Source organism: Candidatus Glassbacteria bacterium (assembly GCA_019456185.1).
Taxonomy (GTDB): domain Bacteria; phylum Gemmatimonadota; class Glassbacteria; order GWA2-58-10; family GWA2-58-10; genus JAJRTS01.
The window spans coordinates 1-18,368 of the sequence record VRUH01000067.1 but is presented as its reverse complement, the minus strand read 5'-3'; the positions used below and the strand labels follow the sequence as shown (position 1 = coordinate 18,368).

The window sequence follows — 18,368 nt, the reverse complement described above, 5'->3', positions numbered from 1 at the left end:
GGCCTTAAAGTGCAATACAGGGTGGAAAACAAGGGCGAGCTGACCCTGCCCTACGGGATAGCCCTGCACCCCTATTTCAACTTCCTCGGCCCCCGCGAATCGGCCTATCTCTGCGTGCCGGCCCGGGCCCACATGGAGGCGGTCAACCTGATGCCCACCGGCAAGCTCGAGAGCCTGGAGGGCATGCCCTACGACATCACCTCGCCCACTCCGGTAGCGGAACTGGTTCTGGACGATGTCTACTGGGGGATGCGGCCCGGCCAGCCGGCCCGGATTGAATATCGCCAGACCGGGATCAGGGTCGAACTGGCCGCCAGCGCCGAGTTTACGCATATGGTGGTCTACATTCAGCCCCAGAACAATTTCTTCTGCGTGGAGAACCAGACCTGCTCCACCGACGCCCATAACCTCCATGCCGCCGGCCTGGTCGAGGAGAGCCACCTGCTGTTCGCCGCACCGGGCGAAACCAGCGGAGGGTGGATTCATTACAGATTGAGCAGAATTCCCTGAGCGTTGATTGCGCGCTTCGTTTCGGGGCTCGCCGGGCGAGGGCTTTCTTGCTTGACACCCGGCGGACTGACTATTATATAAACCGACTCCAACCAAACATCTAGCTAGAACCTGTTTCATAACTGGAGTTTTACTTCAAACTTTCGCCCATTGGCAGGTAATCCCAAAGACACAACCCCCCTGTTTCCCCCCTTAATGAAGGGGGACTAAAACCGGATAACACCATCGGCCGTGCGAAAATGCCTGAGACCGGACAGGATTCCCCTCTCAAGAGGGGGGCCACTGCAAGCAGGCGGGGTGTGTCCCGTTTTAGGTTATGAAACAACCTCTAACCAGCTTCTCGTCCGGGAGTATTGAACGATGAAAAACTATGACAGCGAGGAAATCCGCAATGTAGCTGTAATCGGCCACGGATCCAGCGGCAAGACGTCTTTGACCGGCGCATTATGTTTTGCCGCAGGAAGTACCAAGCGCCTGGGCAGTGTCGACGAAGGTAACGCACTTACCGATTACAGCCAGGACGAAATTGACCGCAAAATCTCGATTAACCTCTCCATTGCTTACGCCGAATACGAAAAAATCAAGATCAACCTGATCGACGCGCCCGGTTATCTGGACTTTATCGGGGACGCTTACGCCGCGCTGCGCGGGTCGGACAACGCCCTGATCGTGGTCCACGGGGTCAGCGGTGTAGAGATCGGGACCAACATGATGGCGGCCAAGACCAAAGAGGACAAGATCCCCGTGGCCGTGTTCGTCAACATGATGGACAAGGAAAACGCCGATTTTGACAAGGTCCTGGGACAGTTGCGCGGGTTTTTCGACGGTCATGTGGTGCCGATGACCCTGCCGATCGGCAATGGACCGGGCTTCAAGGGCGTGGTGGATGTCCGCCGCCGCAAAGCATGTATCGGAGTCGCCGGCACCCAGAAAGGCGAATTCAAGGAAGAAGATATCCCGGCTGACATGGCCGGCCGGGTAGAGGGTATGTACCGGGAATTTATCGAGGACGTGGCCGAGCAGGACGAGGCTCTGATGGAGAAGTATTTCGCCGACGAGGAGCTGACGCCCCAGGAAATCGGCGCGGCCATGCAGAAGGGAATCCTCAACCGCGAGTTTATCCCCGTCTTCTGCGGCTCCAGCACTCTCACTTTCGGTGTACCCCAGCTTCTGGACGGGATTGCGCACATGATGCCCGATCCGACGATGTTCCCGCCGCTGGAAGCAAAAGCCGGCGAGGAGGAAGTTGAGGTCAACCGCGATTCATCCGCCCCGATGACCGCCTTGGTGTTCAAGACGATCAGCGAGACCCACGTCGGCGAAATGAGTTTCTTCCGGGTGGGCAGCGGAGTGATCAAGGGCGGCGAAGAGGTGCTGAACGCCAACATGGACCAGGTCGAGCGGCTGGGCCATCTGAATGTAATGCAGGGACACGACCGCGAGGAAGTGGACCGGCTGGTGGCCGGAGATATCGGCGTGGTGGCCAAGCTGAAGGGAACCCATACGGGCAATACTCTGTCGTCCAAACAGAAGCCCCTTACCCTGGCGGATATCGAGTTCCCGCGGCCGGTGATGAACGTGGCGATCGTACCCAAGACCCGCGGCGACGAGGACAAGATAAGTTCCGGTCTGCGCAAGCTCCAGGAAGAGGACCGTTCGTTCAACAGTTATTTCGACGGCAATCTCCACCAGCAGATTGTCTGGGCGATGGGCGAGCTGCACCTGGACGTGATCAAGGGCCGCCTGGAGCGTCAGTTTCATGTCCAGGCCGAGTATGTCAAGCCCCGGATACCCTACAAGGAGACGATTCGCAAGGAAGCCGAGGGCCAGGGCAAGTTCAAGAAGCAGTCCGGCGGCCGCGGCCAGTACGGCGACTGCTGGATCAGGATCAAACCCCTTGAGTCCGGCGCGGGATTCGAGTTCCACAATAAAATTGTCGGCGGCGCGATCCCGGGGCGCTTCATCCCCTCGGTGGAAAAAGGCCTTGTGGAGGCGGCCAACAAGGGTATCCAGGCCGGTTACCCGGTGGACGACTTCATGGCCGAGTGCTACGACGGCAGTTACCACAACGTGGACAGCAGCGACGTGGCGTTCCAGGTGGCGGGAAGTATCGCGTTCCAGAGCGTGGCCGCCAAGGCCGATCCGGTAATCATGGAGCCGATCCAGGACGTGGAAGTGCTGGTGCCCGAGGATTGCATGGGTGACGTTATCGGCGATCTTAACGGACGCCGCGGACGGATCCAGGGGATGACCGGCGAGGGCGCTTTTCAGAAAGTGGCGGCCCAGGTGCCCCAGGCCGAGATGTACAAGTACTCAACCAGCCTGCGTTCGATTACCGGGGGGCGCGGAACGTTCAAGATGGACTTTTCCCACTACGAAGCGGTGCCCCATGAGCAGACACAGAAGATTATCGGGGAGTACAAACACCAGAAGGAAGAGGACTCCTGATCCACGTAAGTATTCAGGATTTATAAAGCCCCGCAGCCATCATGGCCGCGGGGCTTTTTTAACGCCCGGTATCCGGGCAAAAAAGGAGGCTTTGGGAGCTGCAACTCCCAAAGCCGACTGCACATAGACTTCCGCGAAGAAGTCATTACCGGGGGGTCGGTAACGATGTAGCTGTTTGTGCAGTGACCCCGAAGGGCCACTTAACATATCGGCTAACGAGAAAAATACTTTAAAAACCGCGCGGGAAAAGAAGACAAACAAAACTCGCGGAGGCGTAAGGCATTTACAATAAATAACGTAAGGCTTAGCCCCGCAGAAACAGGTTGACCCCGCTTTTCAGCTTTTTCCCGCAGCAAATAACGGTTTTCCACCCGGCGGCGGACAGCTTCCGGTTAAGCGTCTTTCCCGGCTCTCAGCGCGGGCCGCTGACCAGTTCTCCGAACGCACCCAGCAGATCGTATTTCTCCTGCCAGGTTGTATACATAATCCCGCTCGCACCCGGTGTCTGGTCCAGGGATTCGAGCCAGTTGCGCGGGTTTTCGAGATCGTCGGCGTCGTAGTACGCCGCGGCCAGGGTCCTGAAACCCAGTCCGGAGAAATGGGCCAGGCTTTGGACCCGCATGGCTTCCCACCAGCAGGCGATCACCATGTCCCCGGGGATCAGGTTCCACGACCCGTCGTACAGCCCGGCGGCCAGGTAGTAATGCTCCCCGGCCCGGTTGCTGCCGTTGTGGTTGGGGTCCAGCATGTCCGACCAGATCTGGATCTCCGCCTCCGGGTTGACTTCCTTGATGATTTCATATTGCGCGCTGATGCACTGGCCCAGTATCTCGCCCATCGTCAGGCCGCGGTCCACGCATGCCTTGCAGGTTCCGCCGGCGCGGATTTCATCCATGTTCAGCAGGTACTTCTCCGGGGCGAGCCGTTCATGGACCAGCCGGGCCTGGGTCCGCCAGATTTCGTAGAGTTCGGGTTCGGACATGCAGACAGAGACCTGGCCCACGACCGGATTGGAGCGCATCCCGTGGTAATAGCTCACAGAGATCGTCTCGCCCTCGGCGATACCGCTGCCGTCCGGGATTTTGATCACCGGCGGTTCGTGGTCGAACCTGAAAGTCAGATACCGGTCCTCGAGATACTCGTAATCCGTCCCCTCCAGGTAAACTTCACCTGATTCTGCGCTGCTCACACTCAGCGGAGTCCCCGGCCTGCGCAGGATATTGATCAGCGGGACCTCCTCGAATCGCATGTCGTCGATCCAGATTCTGGAACTGGTGGTGTTCCACAAGCCGAATTGCACTTCCGCTTTTTGATTGTCCCAGCTGTTGAAGCCCACGAACAGTTCGTGCCACTCGTTGTCGGTGTTGATGCCGCCGCTGATGAATGTCAGCCGCCGTCTGTCGCCAACGCCGTAAACATTTACGTTGAAACTCGACCCCGGATTCATCCTGTCCGACTTGTACCAGAACCGGAGGCGGTAGCAGCGGTTGGGTTTGACGCTCAGGATTCTTTTCAGCCGGGCGTAGCTGGCCTGCTCGGGAGAGTAGATATTCATCCGTAAGCTGGCGGCTCCCTCCTTTACATGGTAGCGCTCCACGAAGAGGTTCTCGCCGGCGTTGTCCAGGTAGGTAAAGGAATCGAACGTTTCTCCAGAGTAATCCTCGAAATCCCCGTTGGAGATGCTGATATCGGGGTCCGGGACCGGTACGCCTTCACCGTTGACGACCTCGAACGGTACGTCCCGTACCGGCAGGCCCGCGGCCAGATTCCTGTTGTGGGAGATCACCGCCCCGCCGTAACCCACGCTGAAAATGGCCGGAATAATCTCCTGCCCGTACTCCATGCCGATTCCTTTGACCTCCTCAAGCCGCCGCAGGTACTCGGCGTCCTTCAGGTCCAGCATGTCGAGATAGGCCGAGAGCACCATCCCGTTCAGCCCGGTGCTCTCGGCCGTGCGCGCAATCTGGCGGATTTCTTCTACATCGCTGTCTGTGTTCAGCAGCTTGCCGAAAACCCAGACCCAGCGGTTGGGATAGACTTCCCTCCGCCCGATTTTCCCCAGCCGCAGTTTCCCGCCCCTGATCCCGATCAGCAGATCGAGGGCATCGAGGACCGACACCCTGCCATCGCCGTTGTAATCCGCCCGCTCAGGATCGATGCCGCTCATCATCAGCCGCAGCAGCCCGGCGACGTCGGACGAGTCCGCCCGGCTGTCTCCCGTGTAGTCCTCGCGGTAAATCACCTTCGGGCTTAAGCCGATATCGATCGCGGCCCCGGCAGCCGCGATGATTCCCGCCAGCAGGGCGGCACCCGCAAGAGTGGCAGAACAAGTGAAAGTCAATTTTTTCCGGAATTTCAAGGTCGGCTCTACGGCCAGTGAATTGATCTGGCTCAACTTGAATTCAAGACAGGTCAGCGCCGGCGTATAGTCGCCGCGCGCGCCACAAAACGGTGTTTAACCGGCAAATCCGGGGGAAAATATCTATCCGTGAAGGTTTTACCTGCATCGTGGCGGTTCTCCAGGGACTAATTTGAGCAGTTGTGCCAGCGATGACAAGGATTTACAGAAACTCTGCAAAATTCAGGGCGAAATTGGCTTGAAATCGCTCCTCGGCTGTGGTAAGCTCTTGTCGTGTCAAGCTTTCAACTCTTCGGCGGAGCATCGATGAAGAAGATCGCGATCATTTGCACCAAAGGCGGCGTGGGTAAGACTACCACCACGGTCAACGTGGGCCATGGCCTGTCGCTCAACGGCAAGCGCGTAATCATGGTCGATTGCGACCCGCAGAACAACCTCTCGGATATCTTCGACCTCGAAAGCGACCGGGGGGTCAACGCCCTGCTGATGGGCAAGCGGGCGTGGATGTGCGAGGTGCGGCGCAACCTGTTCGTGATCCCCTCGGGGGGACGGAACCTGATCGAGTACGAATGGAAACTGGCCAGGCAGAAAGACCGTGAAAAGCGTCTGGTGTACGCCCTGGAAGACCTTTCGAACTGCGACTACGTGCTGATGGACTGTAGCAGCTCGATGAACCTGACCAACATTAATGTCCTTTCTTTCGCCGATCTTGTGATAATACCCGTGGGAATGGATTATTTCAGCGTCAGCGCGCTCAAGCAGACATTCGAGCTGATCAAGGAAATCTGCCTGCGCACCGGCCATCACGTCCGGCTGATGGGAATCCTGGCCACCCAGTTCGACACGCGGACCAGGATCAGCCGAAGCATTTACGGCGTGCTCTCGCGGATGTTCGCGCGGGAGCTTTTCAGCACGGTGATCCACCAGAATATCAGACTGCGCGAGTCGCCCGCGTTCGGCCAGTCGATCTACGAGTACGACATCTCGTGCAACGGCGCCCGCGATTACATCAAGCTGACAGCGGAGATTCTTGCTTATGACGGCTAGATCGTGCCCGCCCAGGGTGTTGACTATCGCCGGCAGCGACAGCGGGGGAGGAGCGGGGATCCAGGCGGACCTGAAAACTTTCCAGGATTGGGGATGTTTCGGGATGAGCGCGATCACCGCGCTGACTGCCCAGAATTCGACCGGGGTAACCGGTGTCTATAAAGTGAGCGGAGAGTTCGTGGCCGCGCAGATGGAGGCCGTGCTGGATGATATCGGCGTGGACGCGCTCAAGTGCGGGATGCTGGCCGAGGCGGGGGTGATCGACGCGGTGGCCGGGGTGCTGGAACGCTATCCGTCTCCGCCGCTGGTGCTCGACACGGTGCTGGTAGCCAAAAGCGGAGACCCCTTGCTGGAAGATGACGCGGTCGAAGTCATGGTCGAAAAACTGTTTCCGCGGGCGGCGGTGATAACGCCCAACGCGGTGGAGGCCGGGCGGCTGACCGGGATCGAGGTGACCGGCGAGGACACGATGCGCGCCGCGGCCGGGAAGCTTCAGGAGCTGGGAGCGGCCGGCGTGCTGGTCAAGGGTGGGCACCTGGCGGGCGACGACCTGCTGGATCTGCTGGTGCTGGCTGACGGCGAGTCTAAACTGTTCAAGGGAAAGCGAATACACACGAAACATACCCACGGTACGGGCTGCACGCTCTCGGCCGCAATCGCCGCCGGGCTGGCGCGGGGGATGGGGCTGACCGATGCGGTGGCTAAGGCGAGAGAGTACCTCCAGCGCGGGATCACCAACGCGCACCCCACCGGCGCGGGTTACGGCACGTTGCTGCACGAGCCGTTCGAGCCGGATGCATGACACACCCCGCCCCCGATAGAATCGGGGGCACCCCTCTTGATAGAGGGGAAATTTATTTCCGCTGCCAGTCAGGTAACACGCCGCTGGTTTTGGCTTTTAGTCCCCTCTAACAAGAGGGGAAACAGGGGTGTGTATCACAGGTTACAAAAACCGTAGGGGCGGACCTTGTGTTCGCCCTAAGATTGTGGCGGACAGGAAACAATGGTAATATTTTACGGCAACAGCATATTCAAGAAGCTTTGAAAAGCTATCCAAGAAACAGATCATGCAGTTAACTCCATTTTGAACTTGACGGAGCGTACAAAGACAAATACCATGGTTTGTGAATTGTAATTCCAACTAAAATGTTGGAGTCAAAATGCGTTTTGTAAAAGTTTTAGATACTGTTAACCAGATCGAAAAAAGTTCTTTTTATAAAATCCTCGACACCATCACAAACGATTTGCGTGAGAGCAACAAAGAGATAAATAAAATCTTATCACAAGGCGATGACCAAATAAAAAACATGGAGGATGAAACCATTGTTAATCTGTTTCAATTGACACATAAAGAATTTCTATACAACTTGGCCAAGAGCTTACAATACAACGACTTTCATCTAGGTATACTTATTGATATCATTATTAGAGACGGCAATTCAATTTTATCTAGAGAATGGCTCGCACAGTTGTATGACTATGAAATCAAAGAACTTAAGAAACACATAAAAGCGTTCAACGCCCAATTAGACAAAGAAGTATCTGTACTGGATGAAAAAAGAAAAAGAGATTATTCAATTTTTAGGGAATGTGTATTAACTGCCTATACAAATGATGAGGAGGCTAATAGAGAAAAAGTTGTCACAAAAGATGAAAAACAAATTTTAGATACACTTGCCAAAGCTTTAGAGCTATCACTTGAAGAAGTAAGAATAATTTACTATTCAATTGTTGGCTTAGAAAAAGTTGATATAGAGAAAATAATATACTCTCTGAAAGAATTAGGAGCTTTTTTCTACAGCAGGAAGCGTAACATTCTTCTTATCCCAGACGAAATAATATGGTTGCTACGAGAACTGGTAGGGGTAGAGTTACCCAATAAATACTTTAGAAGAATATTAAGAAAACTCAAAGATTCAGAAATCAATAGAGTTGCAAGAAAGCATAATATTGATACAAAAGTGAGCAGAGAAGAAAAGATAAGGCTCATTCTGATGCAGGGCATTAGTGCAAAAGGAGTTTTGTTAAGTGATATTTACAAGGACGGAATATCAAAAAAAGACATCAAAAACTACTTGGCACAACTGATTGAGAAAGAATTAAATATATCTTTACCTCGTTGGGGTTCCACGGCAGATGAACGAGTAGAGCTGCTCATTGAGTATTTTCAGGAAATGGAGCGTGATGAAAACATCGGTATGTCGACAGATGGATTCACTCGTCTATTGAATGATCTATCAACGGTTCTGCCAAATATAAACCAATTAATAAGAAATGAATTTGAACTTCAGCAGGATAATGTGCTTAGTGCGGAAATAATGATTGATTACAATCTTAAACCAGTGGACATACTTTATCTGCTTAATAAAAACAAGCTTATGAAATTCTGTGGAGCTTTGGAGATTAAGACACGCGGTGCTACTATTTTTAATATTTTTGAAGCCTACAAGGATACAGAAAATTTATATTTAGAAAACTATGTGTTGTTCGGTGCTCGTGATTTCAACAGCTTATTGGAAAAAGGAATCACTATCAAAGAAAGTGAAATCGGAGTAAAATTTGAATCTTTGACAAAGAAAATTTTTGAGGATTTGGGCTACGAAGTAGATGAACAGCTAAGAAAGCAGATTAATACTAAAAGAGACAAAATGGATATATTAATCAACCTCGGCAATAATGAAGTCCTTATTATTGAGTGCAAAACAACTAAGGACAAAGATTACAACAAATATGCCTCTGTATCTCGACAATTGAAGGCATATGAAAAATTATGCAAAGATAAGGGTCTCCGTCTGCTAAAAACCTTGCTTGTTACAAATGCATTCAGCGAGGACTTTATATCAGAATGCGAATATGACTATGAACTTAACCTCTCACTTATTTGTTCCGAAGGCCTTCTCAAAATATTGAAGGGCTTTAAAGACTCTTCTCTAGCAAAATTTCCTACGAAATTATTGCTTAAAGGTGGCGCTTTAAATCCTGATAGGGTTGTATCGGCACTTAACAGATAGCCCCTCACCCCACCGGCGCGGGTTACGGCACGTTGCTGCACGAGACGTTCGAGCCGGATGCATGACACACCCCGCCCCCGATAGAATCGGAGGCACCCCTCTTGATAGAGGGGAAATTTTGCATCATAGTTATTTTGCGTTTGCAAGTAAGGGCGGACCCATGTGTCCGCCCGCATTAACAAAAAGGGCCGTCCCTGCTTCAGGGACGGCCCTTTGCCGTTCACTTCGTATCAGCCGCTCAGACCAGGTGTGCCCGCCAGCCGCCGTCGTCCACGTACGAGGGATCGAGATAAGTCAGCTCGCCGACACTCGGGGCCAGCTCCTCGTTCCACTTCCGCATCTCCTCGGCACTCATCGGTGTGAAATTCGCCGCCAGGTCGCAGGCGGTGATCACGTGCTCCGGCGTGGTCATCCCCAGGATCACGCCGTGAACCGGCAGGCTGAACCCGTAACGGATCAGCTCCAGGCCCGGCGCTTTGTGCGGCTCGTTGTCCCGCTGGATCAGCAGTCTCTGGCCCGTCACCTTGAACGCCCACAGTCCGATACCCTGCTGGTTGGCCAGCGGCATGACCTCGTCCTCGAAACTGCCCTCGACTTTATCGAATTCGGCGACGAAATGATACCTCGTGGCATTGGTCGCCGCCGAGACTGAGTTGAACTGGAAGCGCTTCATGCCCTCGGCCAGCGGCACGGGACGGTGGGCGGTGGCTCCGATATTTTTAACAACACCCTCTTCCTTGAGCTTGACCAGGGTTTCCAGCGCTCCCGAAGAGAACATCAGCTCCACGTCTCCAGGCTCGGAAAGCCCGTGCATGTTGGCGTTGTCCACGTAGTCCGTTCTGAGACGTTTCAACGAGCGCTCGAAATTTTTCATCAGCTTGTCAGGGCTCAAGCCGGGAGAAAACTTGGTGCTGATGTAGAGGTCTTTACGGTAAGGTTCCAGCGCCTCGCCGATACGCATCTCGCTGCTGCCGCCGCCGTACTCGCTGCCCGTGTCGAAATAGTTGATCCCCTTGCGCCGGGCCAGGTCGATCAGCGCCAGGGCGTCCTCGTCCTTCTCCACCATCGACAGCGCGCTGCCGCCGCCCATCGCCAGGATCGAGACGTTCATGGCGGTCTTGCCCAGGAGACGTTTCGGGACAACCGCCTCGCCCTTGCTGCAGCCTGATGCGCCCGCCGTGCCGATCATCGCCGCGCCGGCGGCCGCTGTCTTGAGGAAGTCTCTCCGGCTGAGTTTTCCGCTGTTGCTTTCGTCGGACATTTTTATGCCTCCATGTGGGATTTAGCGCAGGGCATCTAACTTAATTATCGGTCGTGCCGGTCTCATCGTCAAGTTCATCCAGCACTGTCAGGTCAATTTCCAGCGCAACCGCCGTGGCGGTCATGATCGACCAGCTCGCCACCGACGCCCCGGAGACAACGTCAACCGGCAGCCTCTGCTGCTCGATTATCCTCTGCGGGATTATCTCCGCCGCCCTGGGGTGGACCCAGGTGGTGTCCCGCAAGGTGATACCGGTGATCCTGCCGTCCTCCAGCGTGACCTCCAGCCTCACCACGACCGTGATCTCGTCGTTCACCCGCTCGTCGTATTCTCCGTAAAATACGCCGCTGTTGGTATCCAGCGCCGAATACGACATCAGGTCGAACGTGTCGGCCGGGGCCTGCTGAAGTTCGGGTTCGCTTTCCGGCAGGGCGGTCCGCTCTGTATCCTGCCCGCCTCCGCAGGCAATCAGCGCCAGAATCAAGAGACCCGGCAGGGCGGAAAATATCCGGTACATACCTTTTATCGGTCTCAGCTGAAATTTACTTTGTTTTCAGGATCTGCCGAGTTTCTTTCCACAACTTGCCTGTCGGAATCAAACTTAACAAAACTAACCTTAAAGGCTCTATAAATCAAGGTGGGATTCAAACGGGGACGGTACACTGGACCAGGCCGCGGGATTTCCCCTGCCGCGAGGACTCTTGATATTTCGGCGGATAGATATAATGATGGTAGCGGTATCCGGTTTTGCCCTGATGAGAAAAAAATTCCACTGTAAGACTATCTGGCAACTGCACTAATTGCAGCCGGGAGGAAGATAGATGAGCGAGCGCGGCATGGACAGACGTGATTTCCTGCAAAAGCTGGGATTGACAGGACTTGTGCTTGGCGTGTCCGGATCGGCCTGCGGTGGCGGGGATGAGGTTTCGGCCCGGCAGGGCGGAGCCTCCGCGGCCCGGCCGTCGATGAGCGCCGGCCCGAAAGTGGGGCTGTGCACGATAGCATTCCAGGAGCTGCCGTTCCAGGAAGTGCTGCAACTGGCGCATGATGCGGGTATCGACGGGATCGAGCCCTGGGGCAAGCCCGACCACCTTCCGCTGACGCGCACCGATGACGAGGTCCGTCAGGCGCGCGACGCGATCGAGGCGCAGGGCCTGGAAGTCAGCCACTACGGCTGTTACGTGCGCCTGGGCGAGGACCTGGAGCGCGAAAAGGTGAGCCAGGTCCAAAAAGAGGCCAACATGGCCCGGGCAGTGCAGATCACTAAACTGCTGGGCACCGATATCTGCCGGATCTGGGCCGGCAACAAGGACAGCGAGCTGCTGGGTGAAGATGATTGGGAGCGGATGGTCGGCGACGGGAATAAATTCTGCGCCCTGGCCGAGGACGCCGGAATCACCCTGGCTATCGAGATGCACGGCAACAGCGTGACCAACAAGGCCGCGGCCGCTGTCGAGCTGCTCGAGCGGGTGGGCAGCCCGGCGCTCAAGCTCAACTACCAGATCCTGAACAACAGCGAGGACCCCTACGAGCGCGCGCGGACCGCCGGGCCGCACGTGGTGATGGTCCACGCGCAGAACACGCCGATGCAGGGACGCGGCCAGGCGCTGATCTGCGAGGGCGCGGTGGATTTCCAGAAAGTGTGGGATATCCTCCACGGACAGTTCGGTTTCGAGGGCTATTTCGAGATCGAGTTCGTGGGCGGGGAAACTCCGGAGCAGAAACGCGCGGCCCTGGAAGCGGATGCCAAGTGCCTGAAGGGGATTGGGTAAAAAATACCGGGAGATTATCTTAAACTAAAGGGGGCCGCCTGCCCCCTTTAGTTTTCGAGCCTGTCTTTCACGTTCTTCAGGAAAAATGCTGCTTCATGTCGGCCAGCAGGGCCACGTAAATACCTTGGCAAAACTCGGCGCAGGCCTGGTCGTTGTTCTGCCAGCTCGAGGACCACTCCACGAATGTCGTGCCGTCCTCGGTCACCGGCAGCAGGCGCAATACGCCCTCGTAGTTTTTCACATCGCTGCTCGAAACCGGCGGCGGGCCCTGGTCGATACTGTAGCGGATCAGGCGACCGCTGTCGTCCAGCTCCAGCAGGGTTTCGTGGAACGCATCGTTGAGCACACGGCGGGCGCCCGTCTGATCCCCTTTCTGCCCGCCGACCGCCTCTACTTTTGTAATCACGTTCGGCGCCCAGGACATGTCGTGGAAATCGCGGATCGTTTTCCAGACCTCTGCTGCCGGCGCTTCGACCACCGTGGATTGGTAGGTTTTGCCCATCTAACGGCTCCTTTCCATCAGGGATGGTTTCCTCAGGGACACGGTAAAGAGAATGAATCTAATTATCATATACCCGGCGTTTGCACTTGTCAATGCACAGCAGAAAAAAGGCAGCCCCGCGGGGCTGCCTTTTTATCCTTTAATGTTCAGAACCGGCTCTTAGTCGATCACTTGTTCCCAACCTGCTGGCGGAGCCTCTACTCAAACAGCACCCTGGCTCCGCTCGACGGTTTCAGGGCCAGCAGGGGCGAGGCCGCTTTCTCGCGGTAGCGGAGTCGCGCCTCGGGGTAGCCGCGGATCGCATCCTCGAAATAGCGCCGCCCGACCTCCTCCATAAAACTCTCCAGCCTGCTGTCGGCCACCAGGCTCACCGTGCAGCCGCCGAACCCTGCGCCGGTCAGCCGGCTGCCGGCCGCTCCGGCCTCCAGCGCAATCGCCACCAGGTCGTCGATCGCCGGATGGCTGATCTCGTAGTTGTCCCGGCAACTGTAATAGGACGCGTTCATCAGCGCGCCGAACCGCTCCCCGTCGCCGGCCTTGATCGCCTCGAACGACTCCTCCACCCGGCCGGTTTCGGTGATCACGTGACGGGCCCGGGCCAGCAGCTTGTAGCCGCCGTCCGGTTCGGGAATCTCCCCACCGTCCACCGTTCTGCCGTAACGCTCCTCGAACTCGTCGAGCGTGATCCCCAGTTCTCCGGCCAGTTCCTTGCGTGAGTAGCCATGCCAGCGGAAATGATTTTTCAGCTCCCGCAGCATCCGCTCCTGGCCCAGTTCGTAGTAGATATCACCCAGGCGCAGGAAGTTGGCGCTGTCGAGTTCCAGGCGACGGCAGAGCAGGGCCGTGGCCAGCTTGCAGACAGTGTGGCGGGTGTTGTAGGCAATCTTGGCGTCGAGGGTTTTCGCCGCCTCCACCATCGAGTTGGCCACCACCACCGTGTAGTCCGGCGGCAGTTCCACCGTCTGGACCCGCAGCGGGAAGAAATCGATTTTCAGCACCTTGTCCTTCTCGCCCAGCAGGCTCACCGCCTGGTCCATCTCCCCGCAGTCGATACCGGTGTATTTTTCGGCGCGAGCCATCGCCCCGGCAAGCTCCACCGGCTCCATCTCCACCCCCGCCACCCGCAGGGCGGTCATCCCGGAGGCCACCACCAGGCTCGAACTGCTCGACAACCCGGCGCTGGTCGGCAGGATTCCGTAGAAACAGGCGTTGAACCCCCGCGGTATTTTATCGATACCGACCGAATCGATAACGCCCTGCACGCCGGCGACGATATAGTTGCCCCAGTCGCCCGAGCCATAGCGCTCGATCCTTTCGGCCAGCTCGAATTCGCGGTCGGGGAACTCGGGGTTGACGATCCTGACTCTGCGGTCCTCACGGGGCGAGAACGCGGCCAGGATGTCGTAGTCGATCGCCATCGGCATCACCGGCAGGCCGTTGTAGTCGGTGTGCTCGCCGATCAGGTTCACCCGCCCCGGCGCGCGCAGGATCCCCACCTCCTCCACGTCCGGAAACCGCTCGGCGAACGTGACCAGCAGCCGAGTGAGGTGATCGGTGATTTCCGTGTTGTTGTAGACTTCCCGGAGCGGTTCGATTGTCTGGGGGTACCTGTTTTTCAGTCCGTTCAGCACTTCCTGGAGTTTCATCTTTTTTTCCCGGGGGAAGAATTGAAAAGAGAACGCATTGCCTCATAGCAAGCCGGGGGGCAGCCTCCATTTATTTTCCGAATGGGCTGTTAAGAATAAAATAGCCTGGTTTCAGATAAATACAAGAGGAGATTCAAGGTAAGTTTTGATATAATAATCGGTGAGCGTCGAAACAAAAAAAACCGGAGCCTATCGGAGCCCCGGTTTTATTCGGCAAAAAATTTTGCCGCTGGATTACTCTCCCACCTGCTCCCAGCCGATTTTGCTCAAAATCATGTACAGAGTCAGCACCATCAGGCCCGCGAACCCAAGCAAAGCCGCGCCCATGCCGAACTCGCCGAGGATGACCTTGCCGAAGCCGAACAGTACGCTGTAAACCAACCCCACGCTGGCGATCCAGCACCAGAACATCGCCCCGTAGCCACTGTCCGGTTTTACCTCCGGCACCAGCGCGGCAATCTTGCGCCAGCCCGGTCCGCCGGGGTGGATGCGGCGGTAGAAGGCCTTCAGGTGTTCCTCGTTAGTGGGGCGGGTAAGCATGGTGGTTACCAGCCAGACCACGGTGGTGAAACCGACAATGTAGAACAAGCTGTGCGGGAACTCGATTGCCGTGTTGTACTTGATGAACCCGTAGGCGATAAACGGGGCGATCAGGGCTGAAATCTCGCTCCAGGCGTTGACCCGCCACCAGAACCACCTCAGCAGGAACACCAGGCCCACGCCCGCGCCGCACTCGATCAGGAAAATCCAGGCCCCGGTGATTGTTTGCAGCAGACTGGTGATAATCAGCGCGATCACCATCATGATCACCGTGGTCACCCGGCTGGCTTTGACATAGTGCTTGTCGCTGGCCTCTTTGGTCCAGAAGCGTTTGTAGAAGTCGTTGATCAGGTAGGACGTGCCCAGGTTGAGCTGGGTGGCGATTGTGGACATGTAGGCCGCGAAAAAGGCGGCGATCAGCAGGCCGCGCAGGCCCGAGGGGAGATGGTCGCGGATAATCATCACGAACCCGTCGCCCTTCTCGCTCAGTTCCAGGTTGGGGTAGAGCACCAGCGAGACCAGCGCGACGAGAATCCAGGGCCAGGGGCGCAGGCAGTAGTGGCCGACATTGAACCACAGCGTGGCGAACAGGCTGTGTTTCTCGTCCTTGGCCGACATCATCCGCTGGGCGATATAACCGCCGCCGCCCTGCTCGGCGCCCGGAAACCAGCTCGCCCACCATTGCAGTCCCAGGTAGGCGAACAGCGCCGGCCAGGTCAGTTTCAGCATCCCGACGATGTCGATATCGCCGGTCGATTCGGCCACGCTGGGCAGGAAATTGAGGATTTGCGGGTCCAGTTTCTCCTTCAGTCCGGAGATGCCGCCTATTTCCGGCAGGCCCACGGCTACAAAAGCGAGAATGATACAGCCGGTCATCGCGGTGATAAAATGCAGCGTATCGGCCACCGCGGCGCCCCAGAGTCCGCTGGCCGCGCTGTAAATCGTCACGATCAGCATGCAGAGGCTGACCACCAGCCACATGTTGTCCCAACCCATCGTAATCCGCAGGATCTTGAACATCGCCAGGTTGACCCAGGCCATGATCACGCAGTTGATGAATATTCCCAGATAGATCGAGCGAAACCCTCGAAGGAACGCCGCCGGCTTGCCCGTGTAGCGCAGCTCGATAAACTCGATATCGGTCAGGATGCCGCTGCGGCGCCAGAGACGGCTGAAGAAGAACACGGTAAGGGTGGTGCCCAGGATGAAGTTCCACCAGAACCAGTTGCCCGCGATTCCGTTTTTACCAACCAGTTCCGCAACAGCCAGGGGAGTGTCTGCGGCGAACGTGGTGGCGATCATGCTTGTGCCGGCGATATACCAGGGCAGGTTGCGCCCGGTGAGGAAAAAATCCTGGATACTGCGGCCTGCGCGGCGCGCGAAATAGAAGCAGATCGCCAGAACGAGCACGAAATAGCCGAGGAAAATGGTCCAGTCCAGTCCGGTGAATACCATCTGCTCTGTCCTCCTCAGGGTGGGTGCGGGGCGCGGCTGCGGTGTGCGAATCGAGCGCCGTGAGTGGCGGCGTCAGATTGACGTGAGAGTAAATTTACAGCCGCCGGCGCGGTTGTCAAAAGATAAATCTTGTTTTATGGATCGAAAGACCTGGCCACGCAAGAGCCAGGAATAAACATATAAATGAAGTGACCATTGAAATCGTTGGAAATGACATATTAAAGGATTATTTTATGAGAAGACAAAACAAGCAAGACAATACATATGGATCAACAAAATCTTTAAATAAATTGGAGTGAGCAACATGCTAAATGAGCCAATTGTAATTGCTGAGGAAGGTTTTCAAAGTGCATGGATTAAAGTTTTACAATTGTTACAGGAAAAGGGATGGGAGTTCAATAATTTAGTCGTACAAATCAAAAATCCAACATTGTTGGACATGGATTTGCACCACAGAGTGTTTGAATTTTCTCAAAAAGTCGAAATACAAAACCCAAAACAGGTAGCGTATACAATTTTTCCACAAAAACTTTATGAAAATTCAGAGAATGCAGATCAATTATATTTAAAGTATAACCGAAAGGGAGGTTTTTATGAACGAGTAAAAACACAATGGGGAACTTATTTCCGTAGGATGACAAACTATAAAGGGGAAAAATCCGTTCAAAACCAATTGAGAAATATAATTTTGGCAATAAACGAAAGAAAAAAAGTATGGCATGCTGCTTATACTATAATTATACAAAAGCCCGGAAGTGAAACAATAATGCCGCTTGGCGGACCTTGTTTAAATTATATTGCACTGCAACTTGAGAAAAAAAGAAAACTTAGGATAGGTTTATTAGCGGTATACCGTAATCATGAATTCTTAAAACGCGCATACGGTAACTATTGGGGGCTATGTAATTTACTGCGATTTGTTGCAAAAGAGACAAATGCTGAGATTGCACCAATAACATGCATTTCTTCTCACGCTTATGTGGATTCGAAAAAAACTGAGTTGATAGAATTAATGAGAGAAATATGATTGAATACCACACGCCCCCCTTCATTTTAAAGGAAATCAAGATAGAGGTTACGTATCGGTGTAATCTAAATTGCATCCTGGTATTGCCACAGAAAAGTGGACACCTGGTTAAGCCACATATTTCAGCCGTTCAAACTGGATCGGAGTTTTGTACCCCAATGTTGAATGTCTCCTGATGCCGTTGTAATAGGACTCGATATATTCAAAGATTTCCCTCTTCGCCTGATCTCTGGAGAAAAATGTGTTCTGATAGATCAGTTCGGTCTTGATGGTTTTGAAAAACGACTCAGCCACCGCATTATCCCAGCAGTCTCCTTTGCGGCTCATGCTCTGCACGAAGCCATGATGATCGAGCATTTCCGTGAAGCCACGACAGGCGTACTGCACTCCACGGTCGGAATGAACAATCAGGCCTTCTGGCGGCTGCCGTCGCCCCACGGCACGCTTAAGAGCTTTCACGACCATTTCATGACCCAGTGAGGCGCTGATGGACCAACCCACTACGGACCGGGAAAACAAGTCGATAAAAACAGTCAGATACAGCCAGCCCTGGTGAGTCCAGACGTAGGTTATATCGCTAACCCAGACCCGATTGGGACGATCACTTGTAAAATTACGTTGCAGCAGGTTGTCTGCCACAGGATACTTATGCCCGGAATTTGTCGTAACCCTGAACCTTCGCCTGGTACAGGCACGCAATCCCATCCGCCGCATCCGTCTGGCAACCCGGTTACGACTGACTTTTATACCACGCTCCTGCAATTCAAAGGCAATCTTCGGACTGCCTGGG

General features: G+C 55.1%; 14 protein-coding genes. 7 read left to right on the top strand and 7 right to left on the bottom strand.

The annotated features are described in order from the left end of the window. Together FVQ81_16330 and FVQ81_16325 are read left to right on the top strand one after the other, a co-directional pair. A partial coding sequence (locus FVQ81_16330) for an aldose 1-epimerase (protein MBW7998100.1) occupies positions 1-510 on the top strand: 510 nt, incomplete at its 5' end. Between the two features lie 360 nt (positions 511-870). Further along, positions 871-2,958 carry an elongation factor G gene (locus tag FVQ81_16325; protein MBW7998099.1) on the top strand — a complete coding sequence of 696 codons (2,088 nt, stop codon included), beginning with the start codon at positions 871-873 and terminating at the stop codon, positions 2,956-2,958. Between the two features lie 412 nt (positions 2,959-3,370). Here FVQ81_16325 and FVQ81_16320 read toward each other — a convergent pair whose 3' ends face one another. Beyond that, the gene (locus FVQ81_16320) at positions 3,371-5,299 is read right to left on the bottom strand and encodes a hypothetical protein (protein MBW7998098.1); all 1,929 of its coding nucleotides are present in this window, start codon (positions 5,297-5,299) and stop codon (positions 3,371-3,373) included. A gap of 324 nt (positions 5,300-5,623) precedes the next feature. On the opposite strand from FVQ81_16320, the gene FVQ81_16315 reads away from it, so the two are divergent. The 3 genes from FVQ81_16315 to FVQ81_16305 all read left to right on the top strand — a co-directional run bounded on the left by FVQ81_16315 (position 5,624) and on the right by FVQ81_16305 (position 9,375). Then, entirely contained in the window at positions 5,624-6,364 is a 741-nt protein-coding gene (locus tag FVQ81_16315) for a ParA family protein (GenBank protein ID MBW7998097.1), read from the top strand. After that, entirely contained in the window at positions 6,354-7,166 is an 813-nt protein-coding gene (thiD, locus tag FVQ81_16310) for a bifunctional hydroxymethylpyrimidine kinase/phosphomethylpyrimidine kinase (protein ID MBW7998096.1), read from the top strand. The genes FVQ81_16315 and thiD overlap by 11 nt, the downstream gene beginning before the upstream one ends. A 358-nt stretch (positions 7,167-7,524) precedes the next feature. Beyond that, positions 7,525-9,375: a hypothetical protein gene (locus FVQ81_16305; GenBank protein MBW7998095.1), complete on the top strand. Its 1,851-nt coding sequence runs from the start codon at positions 7,525-7,527 to the stop codon at positions 9,373-9,375. A gap of 238 nt (positions 9,376-9,613) precedes the next feature. Here FVQ81_16305 and FVQ81_16300 read toward each other — a convergent pair whose 3' ends face one another. Together FVQ81_16300 and FVQ81_16295 are read right to left on the bottom strand one after the other, a co-directional pair. After that, on the bottom strand, positions 9,614-10,636 hold the full coding sequence (locus FVQ81_16300) for a twin-arginine translocation signal domain-containing protein (protein MBW7998094.1): 1,023 nt from the start codon (positions 10,634-10,636) through the stop codon (positions 9,614-9,616). 40 nt (positions 10,637-10,676) lie between these two features. Further along, positions 10,677-11,153 carry a hypothetical protein gene (locus FVQ81_16295; protein MBW7998093.1) on the bottom strand — a complete coding sequence of 159 codons (477 nt, stop codon included), beginning with the start codon at positions 11,151-11,153 and terminating at the stop codon, positions 10,677-10,679. Between the two features lie 304 nt (positions 11,154-11,457). Here FVQ81_16295 and FVQ81_16290 point away from each other — a divergent pair, with 304 nt between their 5' ends. Beyond that, entirely contained in the window at positions 11,458-12,408 is a 951-nt protein-coding gene (locus tag FVQ81_16290; protein ID MBW7998092.1) for a sugar phosphate isomerase/epimerase, read from the top strand. A 76-nt stretch (positions 12,409-12,484) separates the two neighbouring features. Here the strand turns inward: FVQ81_16290 and FVQ81_16285 are convergent, their stop codons facing one another. The 3 genes from FVQ81_16285 to FVQ81_16275 all read right to left on the bottom strand — a co-directional run bounded on the left by FVQ81_16285 (position 12,485) and on the right by FVQ81_16275 (position 16,551). Then, positions 12,485-12,910, bottom strand: a complete 426-nt coding sequence (locus FVQ81_16285; GenBank protein MBW7998091.1) for an SRPBCC family protein — start codon at positions 12,908-12,910, stop codon at positions 12,485-12,487. 197 nt (positions 12,911-13,107) lie between these two features. Further along, positions 13,108-14,556 carry a galactokinase gene (gene galK / locus FVQ81_16280; GenBank protein ID MBW7998090.1) on the bottom strand — a complete coding sequence of 483 codons (1,449 nt, stop codon included), beginning with the start codon at positions 14,554-14,556 and terminating at the stop codon, positions 13,108-13,110. 234 nt (positions 14,557-14,790) lie between these two features. Next, positions 14,791-16,551: a Na+:solute symporter gene (locus FVQ81_16275; protein ID MBW7998089.1), complete on the bottom strand. Its 1,761-nt coding sequence runs from the start codon at positions 16,549-16,551 to the stop codon at positions 14,791-14,793. Positions 16,552-16,855: 304 nt separating this feature from the next. Here FVQ81_16275 and FVQ81_16270 point away from each other — a divergent pair, with 304 nt between their 5' ends. Next, a complete protein-coding gene (locus FVQ81_16270; protein MBW7998088.1) occupies positions 16,856-17,578 on the top strand; it encodes a hypothetical protein in 723 nt (240 codons plus the stop codon). A gap of 108 nt (positions 17,579-17,686) precedes the next feature. On the opposite strand, the gene FVQ81_16265 is transcribed toward FVQ81_16270, so the two are convergent. Further along, a partial coding sequence (locus FVQ81_16265; protein MBW7998087.1) for an IS3 family transposase occupies positions 17,687-18,368 on the bottom strand: 682 nt, incomplete at its 5' end.